The sequence below is a fragment of the Cryobacterium sp. 10I5 genome, from assembly GCF_035019865.1.
GTDB lineage: Bacteria > Actinomycetota > Actinomycetes > Actinomycetales > Microbacteriaceae > Cryobacterium > Cryobacterium breve_A.
The window spans coordinates 1-14135 of record NZ_JASJVI010000001.1; the positions used below are offsets into that span (position 1 = coordinate 1).

Consider the following 14135-nt stretch of genomic DNA (forward strand, 5'->3'; position numbering starts at 1 on the left):
GGGCAACCCCCCGACCGCGCTGCGACGGCCGCGATGCTCGAGGGGCTCGAGGTCGTGCCGCGCCTCGTCCGGCGGCACCGCGGGATCGAACTCACCGACCTCGACCTCGACGCTGTCCTCGATCGCGCGCCCGCAATCGCACTCGTCGACGAGCTCGCCCACACCAACGCCCCCGGCCTCGCCCACGACAAACGGTGGCAGGACGTCCAGTCCCTCCTCGACGCGGGCATCGACGTCATCTCGACGGTCAACATCCAGCACATCGAGTCGCTCAACGACGTCGTTCAAAAGATCACGGGCGTCCCCCAGCGCGAAACCCTGCCGGACAGCGTGCTGCGGGCCGCGGATCAGGTCGAGGTTATCGACCTCGCCCCGCAGTCCCTGCGCGACAGGCTCGCCGAAGGCCACGTCTATCCCGCCGCCCGGATCGACGCCGCCCTGTCGAACTACTTCCGGCTCGGCAACCTCACCGCCCTGCGCGAGCTCGCGTTGCTCTGGCTCGCCGACGAGGTGGATACAGCGCTCAAGAACTACCGGGCCGAACACGGCATCGACAGCAAGTGGGAAGCCCGCGAACGTGTCGTGGTCGCGCTCACCGGCGGGCCAGAGGGTGAGACGCTGCTGCGCCGCGGGGCACGGATCGCCGGCCGCGCGGCCGGCGGCGAACTCCTCGCCGTGCACGTGATCAGCCAGGACGGGCTCCGTTCGGCCCACCCCGGCGCGCTCGCCGCCCAGCGAGCCCTCGTCGAGAAGCTCGGCGGCAGCTACCACCAGCTCGTCGGCGACGACGTCCCGACCGCCCTCGTCGAATTCGCCAGGGCCTCGAACGCGACCCAGCTCGTGATCGGGGTGAGCAGGCGAACCCGGCTCAAGGCCGCATTCAGCGGGCCGGGAATCGGCACGACGGTCGTCAGGGAGTCCGGGGACATCGACGTGCACGTCGTCACGCACTCCGCCGCGGGCGAGCGGAAGCGCCTCCCGCGGATCGGCGGTGCGCTCAGCCTCCGCAGGCGGCTGGCCGGCCTCGGCCTCGCCGTCGTCGGCGGGCCGCTGCTCACGGCGCTCCTCGTGGCGACCCACAGCGAGGAATCGATCACGAGCGAGGTGCTCAGCTACCAGCTCCTCGTCATCGTCGTCGCCCTCGTCGGCGGACTCTGGCCGGCCCTGTTCGCCGCGTTGCTCTCCGGGCTCACCCTCGACTACTTCTTCGTGAACCCGCTCTACACCGTCACAATCGCCGAACCCGCGCACGCCCTCGCGCTCGTCCTGTACCTGGCCAACGCGGGCGTCGTCAGCTACGTCGTCGACCTCGCCGCCAGGCGGAGCCGCAGCGCCCAGCGCGCCGCCGGCGAGTCAGAACTCCTTGCTACCGTTGCCGGCAGCGTGCTCCGCGGCGAGGACGCCGTCCCGGCGCTCGTCGCCAGGACCCGCGAGGCCTTCAACCTCACCGGGGTGCGCTTGTTCGCGGACGGGAAGCTGTTGTACTCGGACGGCTCGCCCGCGGAGGTCGGCCCGGACACCGCCCTCGCAACGGTCCCCGTCGGAACGCGGGGCACCCTCGAGCTCTCCGGACGCGACCTCGCCGCATCCGAACGACGACTGCTCGGCGTGATCGCGACCCAGCTCGACGCCGCGCTCGAACACAGCGACCTCGCGGAGACCGCGAGTGCAATCGGACCGCTCGCAGAGGCCGACCGGATGCGCAGCGCCCTTCTCGCCGCCGTCGGCCACGACCTGCGACGGCCGCTCTCCGCAGCGACAGCCGCCATCAGCGGGTTGCGTTCGGCGGAGCTCACGCTGTCGCCCGCCGACAGGGAGGAGCTCTTCGAGACGGCCGAGGAGAGCCTCGAGTCGCTCGCCGGCCTCATCACGAACCTCCTCGACGTGAGCCGGGTGCAAGCGGGCGCTCTCGCGGTCTCCCTGGGTCCCGTCGACGCCGCGGACGTCGTGCTCCCCGCCCTCGACGAGCTCGGCGTCGGGCCGGACACGGTTGAACTCGAATTCCCGCCCGGGCTGCCGCCGATGCTCGCTGATGCCGGGCTCCTGCAGCGGGTCGTCGTGAATGTGCTGGCCAACGGCATCCGCTTCTCGCCGACGGGCGGGCGCGTGCTCGTCTCGGCGAGCGAATTCGGCGGCGTCGTCGAACTGCGGATCATGGATCGCGGCCCCGGCATTCCCGCAGACCGGCGCGACGAGGTCTTCCTCCCCTTCCAGCGCCTCGGCGACACGGACAACCTGACCGGCCTCGGCCTCGGCCTCGCGCTCGCAAAGGGCTTCACCGAAGGCATGGGCGGGCGGCTCGAGGCCGAAGACACCCCGGGCGGCGGGCTGACGATGGTCATCGCCCTGCCGGCATTCGACCCCGCAGCGCCGGCCGGCCAGTCGGCCGAGACGGCCGCCGCCGCGGGCACTGACGAGGAGGCCTGAGTGAAGATCCTGATCGCGGACGACGACCCGCAGATCCTGCGCGCACTGCGGGTCACCCTCGGCGCGCGCGGCTACGACGTCGTCACCGCCAGGGATGGCGCCGAGGCCCTCGCCGCCGCCGCGCACGAGCATCCTGACCTTGTGATGCTCGACCTCGGGATGCCGCACCTCGACGGGATCGAGGTCATCGCGGGCCTGCGCGGCTGGACCCAGGTGCCGATCCTCGTCGTCTCCGGGCGCAGCGGCGCCGCCGACAAGGTCGATGCGCTCGACGCGGGAGCGGACGACTACGTCACGAAGCCGTTCTCCATCGACGAACTCCTCGCCAGGATCCGCGCACTCACCCGGAGGCTCGGCCCGGTCGACTCCGCAGCCGAACCGGTGATCATGCTCGGCGCGATCGCCGTCGACCTCTCGGCACGGAGCGTCGTGCGCACGGGCACGGGGTCCGGCTCAGATCCCGGAAAGCCGGAGACGATCCGGCTCACCCCGACCGAGTGGCGCATCCTCGAGTTCCTGCTGCGCAACCCGGGGAAGCTCGTGTCCCGGCAGTCACTGCTCACGGACATCTGGGGCCCGCACCACACGACGGACTCCGGCTACCTGCGCCTCTACCTCGCCCAGCTGCGCAAGAAGCTCGAACCCGACCCGGCGCACCCGCGTTACCTGCTCACGGAGGCCGGAATGGGGTACCGATTCACCCCCGATCCGTAGTGTCTGCAGGTCTACTGCTCGGCCCCTCGGTCACTGGCTGATCCCTCACTGGCTGATCCCTGCAACTGGCTGATTCCCGGCCGACCCGGCCCGCCCGGATGGACAGGCCGGGTCGGCGGCGGGGGTCAGTCGGTCGTGTCGTCGAGGGCGTCGCTCGCGGCGTGGCCTCCCGTCAGCGGAATGCGCACGAGCTTGCCCACCGGAGTCGGCGCCCCGTTCGCATCCGGAGTGATCGCATCCGTCGTGAGGTAGAGCGCACCGTGTCGCAGCTCGATCGCGGCCGGCTGTGACACCGCCACGAGCGCACTCGGCGTGTCAGAGCCTGGCTCGAGCACCGACACCTGGCCAGTTCCGGCCGGACCGCCGAAGAGCTCTGCGACGTAGATCGTGCCGTCGTCCTGCGAGACCGCGAGCCCCGTCGCGCCGACGAACCCGGTCGCGACAAGTTCGACCTCACCGGAGTCCGGATCGACCCGGTACACCGAGCCGCGCGCGCCGAGGCTGGCATCCTCGGGCCCGCCGGGGAGCGACGTCACGTAGAGCCACCCGTCCGGGCCGAGCTCGACGTCCGTCGGAACCGGTTCGAAGCGGTACTCGTGACCGGCGGCACAGGCCGGGAAACCGATGTCGGCGATCATCGCCGCGTCGATCGTGACCGGTTCGCTCGGCGGCAGCACCGCGGTCGTGGACACCGTTCCGTCCCAGTCGACGTGCAGGATCGCGTTGCCGCCCGCATCCGCCACGTACACCCCGTTCCAGAGGGCGAGCGACGCGTAGGGGTGCGTGTCGACGACCCCCGTGTATGTCGCGGGGACTAACGGCGGCTGGGTGGGATCGAACTGGGCCGCACACGTGGGGTCGAGGTCGACGAACCCGTAGCTGTTGTTCTGGTCCGGGTTCGCCGATTTCTCGTAGGCAGCGATGTCGGCGAGCTCGGCGTCGGTGCCGTCCGGCGCGATGGACCTGAGGGTGGCCGCACTGTGGTCCTGGGCGACCCTGGCGTAGTACACAGTGCCCTTGCGCGCGGTGACCGCGGAGATCTCCTCTCCCGGAGCGCTCGCAAGGGTCGATGTTGTCCCGTCCCTGGCGACTTTGGTGAGTTCACCCTTGAAATTCTGCGTGACGTAGACGGTGTTGTGCCGGCCGACCTCGAGGCTGAGCGGGCCGAGCAGGCCCTCCGCGAGGGTCACCGGTGTGCCCGTTCCACTCCCGTCCCTGGCGCCGTCGTCGTGTCCGGATTTCTGTCCGGCCGTGGCCGGGGTCGCGCCGAAGAGCGCCACCGCGAGGGAGGCGCACGCGACACCCGCGACGAGCCCCCTGCGCAGTCCTGTCGAGCCCAGTCCTGTGGAGTGCAGTCCTGTGGAGTGCAGTCCCGTTCCGTGCGATCCTGTTCCGGGCTGTCGTGTTCCGTGCAGTCCTGTTCCTTGCCCTGTCCTGGTCATGATCTCTGTTCTCTTCACGATCGGCTCTCGCCACGACCGAGGAGACAGAGGCGCCGGTGGACAAGCGCCGGCAGCTGCGCCGAGAGCAGATGACGGATACGTGTTGTCAAGCACCGCGGAGAGAACGCGTGATGCACAGCGTCTCCCGTGGAGGCCGGCACACACGAGTGCCGACGCTGGCAGATTAATCCGAAGCCTGTGCGTTGTCTAGGTCTTTGCCATGAACCCAGGGAAATGCCCGATGGGCGGCTCATTGACTTCATGGGGACCCGGGGCCACTATATGTGCATCCAGTGCCCCCCATTTCTGCCGGGCATGTCTCAATGGGGAGGGTCCGTGCAAATTCCTGCACCGTTCGAATATGCCCGCGCCGACACGGTCGACGACGCCATCGCCCTGTTGGCCCGGCACGGGCCGGAGGCCCGGATCATTGCGGGCGGCCACAGCCTGTTGCCGATGATGAAGCTCCGGCTCGCCAGACCGGAATGGCTCATCGACATCAACGACCTGTTCGAGCTCGACTTCGTGCTGCGGGACGGTGACCGGTTGCGGATCGGCGCCCTCACCCGGCACACCACCCTCCTCGAGTCCGCCGAGATCGCCGCGCTCTTCCCGATCGTCGCCGACGCCGAACGGGTGATCGCAGACCCGGTCGTCCGCAATCGCGGCACGATCGGAGGCTCGCTCTGCCAGGCAGATCCGGCGGAAGACCTCGCGACGGTCTGCGATGTGCTCGGCGCCGAGGCGATCGTTCGCGGTCCTTCCGGCGAGCGGATGCTGACTATGACCGAGTTCCATCGCGGAGCCTACGAGACCGCGGTCGCCGCGGACGAGGTGCTCTGCGAGGTACGGATCCCGATCCGTCCGCGCTCGGGAAGCGCATACGAGAAGGTCGAGCGCCGGGTCGGCGACTGGGCCGTCGCCGCGGCCGGAGCCGCGCTCTCGTTCGCAGACGACGGCACGATCGTGGAGGCATCCGTCGGCCTGACCGCCGTGGGGCTCGACGGCACGGTCGGCGCTGTCACCGAGCTGCTCCGCGGTGAGCGCCCCGGCGAGCCGCTGTTCATCGAGGCCGGCCGCCTCGCGGCGCTCGCGGCGGACCCGGTCGCCGACCAGCGCGGACCGATCGACTACAAGCGGCACCTCGCCGACGAACTCACCCGGCGCGTCCTGCGCCGCGCGACAGAACGTGCCGCGCAGTACGCCGGCACAACCGGGCATCCCACCACACCGCAGGAAGGCTGAGTCCATGCAGATCACGATGACGGTGAACGGAACCGACGTCACGAACGAGGTCGAACCACGCGTCCTGCTCGTGCACTACATTCGTGACGTGCTCCGGCTCACCGGAACCCACTGGGGCTGCGACACCTCCAACTGCGGCACCTGCGTGGTGCTCCTGGACGGCCAGCCGGTGAAGTCGTGCACCGTGCTCGCGGCGATGGCCGACGGCCATGCGATCACGACCGTCGAGGGCCTCGCCACCGGCGGCACGCTCGACCCCGTGCAGCAGGGCTTCATGGAGGAACACGGCCTGCAGTGCGGGTTCTGTACCCCGGGCATGATGCTCACCGCCCGCGCTCTCCTCGACGTGAACCCCCATCCCGACGACGCCGAGATCCGCCGGGCGATCTCCGGCCAGATCTGCCGCTGCACCGGCTACGCGACGATCGTCCGCTCCGTGCGCTGGGCGGCAGACCACCCGGCGGGCATGACCGAAGCGGATGCCGCCGATGGCGACCCCTCCGCGCTCGACGACTCCGCGGGCACGACCACCGACCCGGGCGGCGCCGCCGCGGAGGCAGCCCACGCGATCCCCGCAGCCCAGACGGAACCGGAAGAGGTGACCGCATGACCATCCTGCAGGAACACGCGCCGAACCCGGCGGCGGACGACGGAGACCGCCCGATCGGCTACGGTCGGCTGCAACGCAAGGAAGACCCCCGCTTCGTGCGCGGCCGCGGCCACTACGTCGACGACATCGTCCTGCCCGGCATGCTGCACGGCGCAATCCTCCGGTCCCCGGTCGCGCACGCCCGGCTCGTGTCGATCGACACGAGCGCCGCACTCGCCCACCCGGGCGTCGTCGCCGTCATCACGGGCGCAGACCTGCTCGGCCTCGGCCTCGCGTGGGCGCCGACCCTGTCCGCGGACGTGCAGGCGGTGCTCGTGACCGACAAGGTGCGTTTCCAGGGCCAGGAGGTCGCGTTCGTCGTCGCGGAGGACCGCTACGCCGCCCGCGACGCCCTCGAACTCATCGAGGTCGACTACGACGTGCTCCCGCCGCTCGTCGACGCGAGGAAAGCGCTCGACGCCGACGCGCCGGTCGTGCGCGACGAGATGGAGGGGCGCACCGACAACCACATCTTCGACTGGGAGGCGGGCAACAAGGCCGAGACGGATGCCGTTTTCGCCAGCGCCGACGTCGTCGTCAGCCAGGAGATCGTCTACCCGCGTTCGCACCCGGCTCCGATGGAGACCTGCGGCGCCGTCGCCGACTTCGATGCGGTGACCGGCAAGCTCACGCTCTACGAGACGAGCCAGGCGCCGCACGCGCACCGCACGCTCTTCGCGATGGTGGCGGGCATCCCCGAGCACAAGATCCGGATCGTCTCACCGGACATCGGCGGCGGCTTCGGCAACAAGGTGGGCATCTACCCGGGCTACATCCTCGCCGTCGTCGGCTCGATCGTGACCGGCAAGCCCGTGAAGTGGATGGAAGACCGCTCGGAGAACCTGATGTCGACGTCCTTCGCCAGGGACTACATCATGCAGGGCGAGATCGCCGCGACGAAAGACGGCAAGATCCTCGCCGTGCGCACCAACGTCCTCGCCGATCACGGCGCCTTCAACGCCACCGCGCAGCCCACGAAATACCCCGCCGGCTTCTTCCACATCTTCACCGGCAGTTACGACCTCCAGGCCGCGCACTGCTCGGTGACCGGCGTGTACACGAACAAGGCCCCTGGCGGGGTCGCGTACGCGTGCTCCTTCCGGGTCACCGAGGCCGTGTACCTCATCGAGCGACTGGTCGACATCCTCGCCGCGAAGCTCGAGGTAGACCCGGCCGAGTTGCGGCTGAAGAACCTGATCAAGCCCGAACAGTTCCCCTACCCGAACAAGACCGGCTGGGAGTACGACTCCGGCGACTACGAGCGTGCGCTGCGACTCTCGATGAAGATGGCCGGCTATGACGACCTGCGCCGCGAACAGCAGGCCAAACGCGAGCGCGGCGAACTGATGGGCATCGGCATCTCGTTCTTCACCGAAACGGTCGGGGCCGGCCCGCGCAAGCACATGGACATCGTCGGCCTCGGCATGAACGACGGCGCCGAACTGCGCGTGCACCCGACCGGCAAGGCCGTGGTGCGCATCTCGGTGCAGAGCCAGGGCCAGGGCCACGAGACGACGTTCGCCCAGATCGTGGCCGAGGAGATCGGCATCCCGCCCGAGGACATCGACGTCGTGCACGGCGACACCGACCAGACCCCGTTCGGGCTGGGTACCTACGGCAGCCGGTCGACCCCGGTCAGCGGCGCCGCCGTCGCCCTCGTCGCCCGCAAGGTGCGCGAGAAGGCCCGGTTCATCGCCGCCGCCATGCTGGAGACCCGCCCGGAAGACCTCGAGTGGGAGAAGGGGCGGTGGTTCGTGAAAGGTGACCCGAGCGTCGGCAAGACCATCGCCGAGATCGCGATGGGCGCATACGGCACCGTCGCCCTGCCGGAGGGGATCGACGGCAACCTCGACGCCGAGGTGACCTACGACCCGCCGAACCTGACCTTCCCGTTCGGCGCCTACATCTGCGTCGTCGACGTGGACCCCGGCACCGGGCACGTCGCGGTGCGCCGGTTCGTGGCCGTCGACGATTGCGGCACGCGGATCAACCCGATGATCATCGAGGGCCAGGTCCACGGCGGCCTCACCGACGGGGTCGGCATGGCGCTGATGCAGATCATCGAGTTCGACGAATCGGGCAACAACCTGGGCGGCTCGTTCATGGACTACCTGATCCCCACGGCGATGGAAGTGCCGGACTGGGAGACCGGGTACACCGTGACGCCCTCGCCGCACCACCCGATCGGAGCGAAAGGCATCGGAGAGTCCGCGACCGTCGGCTCTCCCCCCGCGATCGTCAATGCGGTCGTCGACGCGCTCTCCCCCTTCGGGATCACTCACATGGACATGCCCTGCACGCCGGCCCGGGTGTGGGCGGCCATCCAGGGTCGTCCCCGCCCGCCGATCTGAGTGCTGTCCCGATGCCACCGATTCCGGATGCCCTCGCCCGCAGGGCGCACGAGCTCACCGAACGCCGCGAGTCTTTCGTCCGAGCCACCGTCGTGCGCGCCCAGCGCCCGACGAGCGCCCACGCCGGCGACACTGCCCTGGTGGATGCCGCCGGCCGGATCGACGGATTCGTCGGCGGTGCCTGCGTCGAGGCATCCGTGCGCTACTACGGGCTCAGGCAACTCGCAGCGCGCGAGCCCCTCCTGCTCCGGGTCGTCCCGGGCGAACCGTCGGGCGTGACAGAGGAAGGCGCTGTCGAGGTGCGGAACCCCTGCCTCAGCGGAGGCGCCGTCGAGATCTTCCTCGAGCCGTGGCATCCGTCGCCGCGGGTCGTGGTGGTGGGTGCGACACCGGTCGCGCGGGCCCTCGCCGCCATCGGCGACGATCTCGGCTTCGACGTGGAGCTCACCGAGACGATGGCCACCCCGGCCGGGCCGCGCGCGGACGACGCCGCACTCATCGTCGCCTCCCACGGCCGGGAGGAGGAACCCGCACTCGAAGCGGCCCTCCGCGCGGGCGTGCCGTACGTCGCGCTCGTCGCGAGCCCCACCCGCGGGGCTGCGGTGCTCTCCTCCCTCAACGTCGACGCCGAGCAGCGCGCCCGGGTGTTCAACCCGGCGGGACTCGACCTCGGCGGGAGGACCCCCGGAGAGATCGCAGTCTCGGTCTTCGCGCAGCTCGTCGCCGAACGGGCCAGGCTGCGGGGCGCCGGCCTCGCCGCCGGCGAGCCCGTGCCCGGGGCGCAGAGCTCGGAAGACGGTCGCGCGAACCCGGAGCCGCCGAGCGCCATCGACCCGGTCTGCGGGATGACCGTCGCCGCGGTGCCCTCGAGCCTCCACTACGAGTTCGCGGGAAAAACGAGCTACTTCTGCTCCCCCGGCTGTCGCGCCGCCTTCGTCGCCGAACCCGAACGCTTCTCCCTCGCCTACCCCCATACCCACACCCTCGGCTCGACCGTGGAGTCCTGAGCATGCCACCGAGCGTTGAGCGAGCCCCGTCGAGCCCGGCCAGGGGCGGGGCCACGGCAGGAATGCGCGCTCTGGTCCCTGACGTGACGGCGTTCCAGGCGACACTCGCCGACGAGGACTACCTCGCTGACGAGGGCCTCGCGACGGCGCTCTTCCTCGCGGTCCGGCTGCCGCAGCCGATCCTGCTCGAGGGTGAACCGGGCGTCGGCAAGACCGAGGCCGCCAAGGCCCTCGCGAGGGCCCTCGACACTCCCCTGTTCCGCCTCCAGTGTTACGAGGGCATCGATGCGGGAGAGGCCCTCTACGAGTGGAACTACCCTCGCCAGCTCCTCGCGATCCGACTCGCGGAGGCCAGCGGGTCGGCGATCGACGAGAATGCGCTGTTCGGGCCGGACTACCTGCTGCGGCGCCCCCTCCTTCAGGCCATCGAACACCGCGGTCCCCGGCCGGCCGTGCTGCTGCTCGACGAGATCGACCGTGCGGACGCCGAGTTCGAAGCCTTCACCCTCGAGCTCCTCGCCGAGGCCGCCGTCACGATCCCCGAACTCGGCACGATCAGGGCCGCGTTGCCACCGATCGTGATCCTCACCTCGAACCGCACCCGCGACCTGCACGATGCGCTCACCCGGCGGTGCCTGTATCACTGGATCGACTACCCCGGCCCGGAACGGATCGCCGAGATCGTGCGCCGCCGGGTGCCCGGCAGTACCGAACGACTCACCCTCGACGCCGCGACGGCCGTCACCCGGCTGCGGTCCCTTGACCTCACCAAACCACCCGGAATCGCCGAGGCCATCGACTGGGTGGCCGCGCTCGCCGTGCTCGGCGCAGACCGCCTGGATCCGCAGTACGTCGCCCGGACCTGGGGGTCCCTGCTCAAGAACAGGGACGACCTCGATCTCGCGCTCGCGCGCGGGGCCGACTGGCTGGCCGGGAAGTGACGTGGCGGAGATGAACGGCCACACACCGCCGGTTGCGGCCCCTCGGGTCGAACCGGCCGCATTCGCGGCCGGGTTCGTCACCGCACTGCGCCGCGCGGGCCTGCCGGTTTCGGTCGACGGGGCCGCGCGACTCGCGAGCGCGATCCAGGTGGCGCCGCCGACCCAGCGCTCCGTTCTCTATTGGACGTGCCGCATCGTGCTCCTCTCGTCCAGGGACCAGGTGCCGGCGTTCGACGCCGTCTTCTCCGCCGTCTTCGACGGCCGGCTCGACCCGGCGGACCAGCGCGGCGACCCGAACGCGCCGCCGGCCATCGGCTCGGAGGCCAGGACCCGCCCTGCGCCGCGAGATGACCTCGCTGCGAGGAAGCAGGAGCCGCGCGACGGATCCGAGACCGGGGAGCCCACGCCGGCGCCCGCCGGAGGGAACGCGGATCCAGGAGCCGTCGAACGCGAGACCATCCTGATGCTCGCCTCGTTCGAACGCCGGCTGCACGACACCTCTTTCGCTCTCCTGAGCGACGAGGAGACCGAGCGAGTGCGGCACCTCGTGCGCCGGATCGCGCTCTCGACCCCGCTTCGGCGCAGCAGGCGGGTGCGCCCGACCCGCGCGGAGGGTGCCCGGCTCGACCTCAGGCGCACCGTCCGCGCCGCACACCGCACCGGCGAGGAGCCGATCCTGCTGGTCTCCTCCCGCCGCAGGGAAGAACCGCGCAGGCTCATCCTGCTCTGCGACGTGTCGGCGTCCATGGAACCGTACACGCGGGTGTTCCTGACCCTGCTCCAGGGCGCCGTCGCCGGCGCGAACGCGGAGGCCTTCGTCTTCTCGACCGGGCTGACCCGGCTGACCCGCCAGCTCGCCATCAGGGATGCGGACGCAGCGCTCGCGAGCGCTGCGGCGAGCACCTCGGACTGGGCTGGCGGCACCCGCCTCGGCGAGAGCATCCGCCGGTTCATCGACGAGCACGGTCGGCGCGGACTGGCCAGGGGCGCCGTGATCGTGGTGCTGTCCGACGGCTGGGCGCTCGACGACCCGGCCGTCGTCGCTGCACAGATGGCCCGGCTGCGCCGGCTCGCGCACCGGATCGTCTGGGTCAACCCGCGTACGGTCGCACCCGGATTCCAGCCGCTCGTCGGCGGGATGAACGCCGCCCTGCCCTACGTCGACGCCATCGTGAGCGGCCACAGTTATGCGGCGCTCGGCGAACTCGCCGACCTGATCCGCGCGGAACGACTCGACCCCCGCAGCCAGCCCGGTACCGCATCCGACACCGCATCCGACACAGACCACCGCACTCGACCCCACCCGACGACCAGAGGACACGACCATGCAGCTTGACAGCACCTTTTCCGTCACCGCGCCGATCGATGAGGTCTGGGCGACCCTGATGGACTTCGAACGTGTCGCCGGTTGCGTCCCGGGAGCGCAGATCCTGAACCGGCTCTCCGACGACGCGTACCAGGTCGGCATGAAGGTGAAGCTCGGACCGGTGGCCATGCAGTACAAAGGAATGATGAACGTCATCGAGCGGGATGCAGACGCCCACCGGGCGGTCTTCGAGGGGCGCGCCCAGGAGGCGCGCGGCCAGGGCACCGCGCAGGGAACCGCGACGCTCGTCCTCACCGAGGCGGATGGCACGACCCACGGCACCGTGAACGCCGACGTCGACCTCTCCGGGAAGGTCGCCGTGATGGGCAAGAGCATCATCGGCAGTGTCACCGACCAGATGATGGCACTCTTCGCGGAGAACCTGCAGGCGATGCTGAGTGAAGCCGGCGCACCGGCGGACACCGCACCGGCCGATAGCGAACCGGCCGAGATCGCACCCGCCGGTGCCGAGCCGGCCCCGACGGCACCGATCGACGTCGTCCGGGCGGCGGATACCGCCACGCAGGCACCGCGGAGCCCGTCGGCTCCGGTTGCTGCCCCGATTCGCCCGACCACTCCCCCGGTCTCGCGGAAGCCCGCGGCGGCGGCAGAATCGAGCCTCGACGCCCTGACCCTCGCCAAAAGCCTGATCATGGACCGTCTCAGCAACCCGGCCGTGCTCGCCGGCCTGCTCGTCGTTACCGGATTCGTGGGCTACCGCCTCGGCAAGCACAGTGGCGGCCGGCGCGCCGGGGATTCACGCCAGAGCCGGCGACAGTGAGCGACAGCCGTGCGTGACGTCATCGGAGACCTGCTTCCCGACTGGGAAAACGGGCAAACGGCTGCGCTCGCCACGGTCGTGCGCACGTTCCACTCCGCACCCCGGCCCGCGGGGGCATCGATGCTCGTCACGAGCGAGGGTGCCGTCGTCGGCTCCGTGTCCGGCGGGTGCGTCGAGGGCGCCGTCTACGAACTCGCGCGGGACGTGATCCGCACCGGACGGGCCGCCCTCGTGCGCTACGGCATCAGCGACGACGACGCCTTCGCGGTCGGCCTGACCTGCGGCGGCATCCTCGACGTCTTCGTCGAACCGGTGTCCCGCGAGACCTTCCCCGAACTCGACACGATCCAGCGGGACCTCGCGACGTCCGTTCCGATCGGCGTCGTCACCGTCATCGAGCATCCCGAACCCCGCATGCTCGGCCGGCACCTCATCGTCCGCGGCGACGGGGTGACCGGAGACCTCGGTTCCGAACGGCTCACCCACGTCGTGGGCGACGACGCCCGCGGTCTCCTCGCCGCGGGACGCACCACGACGATCGGCTACGGGCCGGAGGGAGAGCGCGACGGGGAGGGACTGCGCGTCTTCGTGGCGAGCTTCGCCCCGCGGCCACGGATGCTCGTCTTCGGCGCTGTCGACTTCGCCGCGGCCTTGACCCGGCTGGCCGACTTCCTCGGATACCGGGTCACCGTGTGCGACGCGCGCGCCGTGTTCGCGACCCCGGCGCGGTTCCCCGGAGCCGACGAGGTCGTCGTGGCGTGGCCACACCGCTACTTCGCCGAGCAGAGGGCCGCCGGCCTTCTCGACGCGCGCACCGTCGTCTGCGTGCTCACCCACGACCCCAAATTCGACGTCCCCCTCCTCGAGCTGGCACTCGACGACGGGAGTCTCGCCTACGTCGGCGCCATGGGTTCGCTGCGCACCCACGACGACCGCCTGGACCGGCTGCGCGCGGCATCCGTGCCCGAGGTCGCCCTGGCACGCCTGCACAGCCCGATCGGGCTCGATCTCGGCGCCCGCACCCCGGAGGAGACCGCGGTGTCGATCATGGCCGAGGTCATCGCCGGGACATGGGGCGGCACCGGTGAATCGCTCGGTGACCGCCGGGCGCCAATCCACCGCGACCCGGCCGAGCACGACCGGACCGAGTACAACGTGGCCGAGCAGGACGTCGACGACGTGCGCGACGATGCCTCCCGAAGGCTTGTCTGA

The 14135-nt window shown here is 70.6% G+C and carries 11 protein-coding genes; 10 read left to right on the forward strand and 1 reads right to left on the reverse strand.

Going from position 1 to position 14135, the window contains the following annotated elements; genetic code table 11:
* Both QN350_RS00005 and QN350_RS00010 read left to right on the forward strand, forming a co-directional pair.
* The coding region (locus QN350_RS00005) for a DUF4118 domain-containing protein (RefSeq protein WP_323515569.1) at window positions 1–2427 on the forward strand (2427 nt) is incomplete at its 5' end.
* The gene (locus QN350_RS00010; RefSeq protein ID WP_281534915.1) at window positions 2428–3141 is read left to right on the forward strand and encodes a response regulator; all 714 of its coding nucleotides are present in this window, start codon (window positions 2428–2430) and stop codon (window positions 3139–3141) included.
* A 125-nt stretch (window positions 3142–3266) separates the two neighbouring features.
* Here QN350_RS00010 and QN350_RS00015 read toward each other — a convergent pair whose 3' ends face one another.
* Window positions 3267–4583 carry a ScyD/ScyE family protein gene (locus tag QN350_RS00015; protein ID WP_323502370.1) on the reverse strand — a complete coding sequence of 439 codons (1317 nt, stop codon included), beginning with the start codon at window positions 4581–4583 and terminating at the stop codon, window positions 3267–3269.
* Between the two features lie 336 nt (window positions 4584–4919).
* Here QN350_RS00015 and QN350_RS00020 point away from each other — a divergent pair, with 336 nt between their 5' ends.
* The 8 genes from QN350_RS00020 to QN350_RS00055 are packed head-to-tail and all read left to right on the forward strand — an operon-like array spanning window position 4920 to window position 14135.
* Window positions 4920–5828 (forward strand): xanthine dehydrogenase family protein subunit M, encoded by a 909-nt coding sequence (locus QN350_RS00020; RefSeq protein WP_322139811.1) that lies wholly within the window; start codon window positions 4920–4922, stop codon window positions 5826–5828.
* Window positions 5829–5832: 4 nt separating this feature from the next.
* Window positions 5833–6438, forward strand: a complete 606-nt coding sequence (locus tag QN350_RS00025; RefSeq protein WP_322139810.1) for a (2Fe-2S)-binding protein — start codon at window positions 5833–5835, stop codon at window positions 6436–6438.
* Entirely contained in the window at window positions 6435–8828 is a 2394-nt protein-coding gene (locus tag QN350_RS00030) for an aerobic carbon-monoxide dehydrogenase large subunit (protein ID WP_322139809.1), read from the forward strand. The genes QN350_RS00025 and QN350_RS00030 overlap by 4 nt, the downstream gene beginning before the upstream one ends.
* An 11-nt stretch (window positions 8829–8839) precedes the next feature.
* Window positions 8840–9835 (forward strand): XdhC family protein, encoded by a 996-nt coding sequence (locus tag QN350_RS00035; RefSeq protein ID WP_322139808.1) that lies wholly within the window; start codon window positions 8840–8842, stop codon window positions 9833–9835.
* Window positions 9836–9837: 2 nt separating this feature from the next.
* Complete coding sequence (locus QN350_RS00040) at window positions 9838–10776, forward strand: MoxR family ATPase (protein ID WP_322139807.1); 939 nt, start codon at window positions 9838–9840, stop codon at window positions 10774–10776.
* A 10-nt stretch (window positions 10777–10786) separates the two neighbouring features.
* Complete coding sequence (locus QN350_RS00045) at window positions 10787–12112, forward strand: vWA domain-containing protein (protein WP_322140422.1); 1326 nt, start codon at window positions 10787–10789, stop codon at window positions 12110–12112.
* Window positions 12102–12923, forward strand: a complete 822-nt coding sequence (locus tag QN350_RS00050; protein WP_322139806.1) for an SRPBCC family protein — start codon at window positions 12102–12104, stop codon at window positions 12921–12923. The genes QN350_RS00045 and QN350_RS00050 overlap by 11 nt, the downstream gene beginning before the upstream one ends.
* 9 nt (window positions 12924–12932) lie before the next feature.
* Entirely contained in the window at window positions 12933–14135 is a 1203-nt protein-coding gene (locus QN350_RS00055) for an XdhC/CoxI family protein (RefSeq protein ID WP_322139805.1), read from the forward strand.

What these genes read in the sequence shown, in the direction of transcription:
- QN350_RS00015 (WP_323502370.1), bottom strand. Translation starts at nt 4,583, where the DNA reads ATGACCAGGACAGGGCAAGGAACAGGACTGCACGGAACACGACAGCCC.
- QN350_RS00025 (WP_322139810.1), top strand. Translation starts at nt 5,833, where the DNA reads ATGCAGATCACGATGACGGTGAACGGAACCGACGTCACGAACGAGGTC.
- QN350_RS00030 (WP_322139809.1), top strand. Translation starts at nt 6,435, where the DNA reads ATGACCATCCTGCAGGAACACGCGCCGAACCCGGCGGCGGACGACGGA.
- QN350_RS00035 (WP_322139808.1), top strand. Translation starts at nt 8,840, where the DNA reads ATGCCACCGATTCCGGATGCCCTCGCCCGCAGGGCGCACGAGCTCACC.
- QN350_RS00040 (WP_322139807.1), top strand. Translation starts at nt 9,838, where the DNA reads ATGCCACCGAGCGTTGAGCGAGCCCCGTCGAGCCCGGCCAGGGGCGGG.
- QN350_RS00045 (WP_322140422.1), top strand. Translation starts at nt 10,787, where the DNA reads ATGAACGGCCACACACCGCCGGTTGCGGCCCCTCGGGTCGAACCGGCC.
- QN350_RS00050 (WP_322139806.1), top strand. Translation starts at nt 12,102, where the DNA reads ATGCAGCTTGACAGCACCTTTTCCGTCACCGCGCCGATCGATGAGGTC.